At 68.6% G+C, this 1388-nt stretch carries 2 protein-coding genes and 1 pseudogene; 1 reads left to right on the plus strand and 2 read right to left on the minus strand.

Annotated elements, in window-relative coordinates; translation table 11 throughout:
• Positions 1-241, plus strand: a pseudogene (locus A5698_RS28955) (hypothetical protein); the annotation flags it as partial.
• On the opposite strand, the gene A5698_RS10865 reads toward A5698_RS28955, so the two are convergent.
• Together A5698_RS10865 and A5698_RS10870 are read right to left on the minus strand one after the other, a co-directional pair.
• Positions 190-675: a GNAT family N-acetyltransferase gene (locus A5698_RS10865; RefSeq protein ID WP_068296314.1), complete on the minus strand. Its 486-nt coding sequence runs from the start codon at positions 673-675 to the stop codon at positions 190-192. The pseudogene A5698_RS28955 and the gene A5698_RS10865 overlap by 52 nt on opposite strands.
• A partial coding sequence (locus tag A5698_RS10870; protein ID WP_156670701.1) for an isochorismate synthase occupies positions 672-1388 on the minus strand: 717 nt, incomplete at its 5' end. The genes A5698_RS10870 and A5698_RS10865, both read right to left, overlap by 4 nt.

Genomic DNA, 1388 nt, shown 5'->3' on the forward strand with positions numbered 1-1388 from the left:
ATGGGCGTTGTGGACGGGCAGGCGCTGGGGTCGCGGCATCGCGGTGTTCGCCCAACTACTGCTGCTGCCGGTCGTCTATTACATGGGGGTGGGCTCGAACCAGTGGCTGTATGCCGCGCCCATCGGTGTGATGGCGGTGGTCACGCTGATCTTGCTGTTCAGCCCGTCAACCCTGGAATGGGTTGGGGCTCAAGGAGATTCCGCAGCCAACTCCGACAGTTCGGGGCCGGAGACCCGGTAGGTGATCCACTCCGTCTGCGGCTTGCCGCCGACGGCGTCGTAGAGCGCGATCGCGTTGACATTCCAGTCCAGGACGGCCCACGAGAGCCGGGTGTACCCGTGCGTCGTACATTCGCGGGCCAAAGTGGCCAACAACTTTCGGGCCAGCCCGCGCCTGCGGAACTGCGGTCGCACGAACAGGTCTTCGAGGTAGATACCGCCGACGCCGTCCCACGTGGAGAAGTTCAGAAACCACAGGGCACACGCGGCGGCCTGTCCGTCGACCTCGACGATGTGGCCGAAGACGATGGCCGGCTCGCCGAAAACCGCCTGGCGCATCTGATCTTCGGTCACCGTGCACTCGTGCGCGGCGTGCTCGAACTGCGCGAGTTCGTGGACCATCGCGGTCAATTCGCGCTCGTCGCCCGGGCGCACCCGGCGGATCAGCTCCGTCACCTGTCGACACCCAGCGCAGTGAGGATGGTCGCGAATTTCGTTGTGGTTTCCTCGACCTCGTCGTCGGGATCCGACTCGGCGACGATGCCTCCGCCCGAATACGCCTCGGCGGTACGGCGATCTGCGGACAGCTGGGCGCAGCGGATCGAGACCACCCAGCGGCCGTCGCCGCGCTGGTCGCACCACCCGACGGCGCCGGCGTAGAAGCCGCGGTCGCCTTCGAGCTCGCCTATCAGGTCGGCGGCGGCGGCCGTGGGAACTCCGCCGACGGCGGGCGTCGGGTGCAGGGCGACCGCCAAATCCAAAGCGGTGATAGTTCTTTCGCGAAGCTTGCCGGTGATGCGGGTGGCCAGGTGCCATACCGAGTCGGTCTTGCGAAGCTCCGGCTCGGCCGCGACGTCGAGGTCGGAGCACAGCGGGTCGAGCGCGTCGCGGATCGTGTCGACCACGAACTGATGCTCGCGAAGGTTCTTCGCCGACGCGGCCAATGCGGCGCCGTTCGCTTGGTCGGTCTCGGGGTCGGGGGACCGGGGCGCCGAGCCCGCGAACGGGGCGCAGACCACCTGGTCGCCTCGGCGGGCCACCAGCAGTTCGGGGCTGGCGCCCACCAGCACGGCGCCGGAGTAGCCGCCGCCCGCCGCGGTCAGATCGACGAGATAGCCGTTGGCCGCCGGGTCGGCGGTCAGAAGCCGGTGCAGGACGGTGCGCGCGTC

Origin of the sequence: Mycobacterium sp. E136, assembly GCF_001666865.1 — a bacterium.
Lineage (GTDB): Bacteria > Actinomycetota > Actinomycetes > Mycobacteriales > Mycobacteriaceae > Mycobacterium.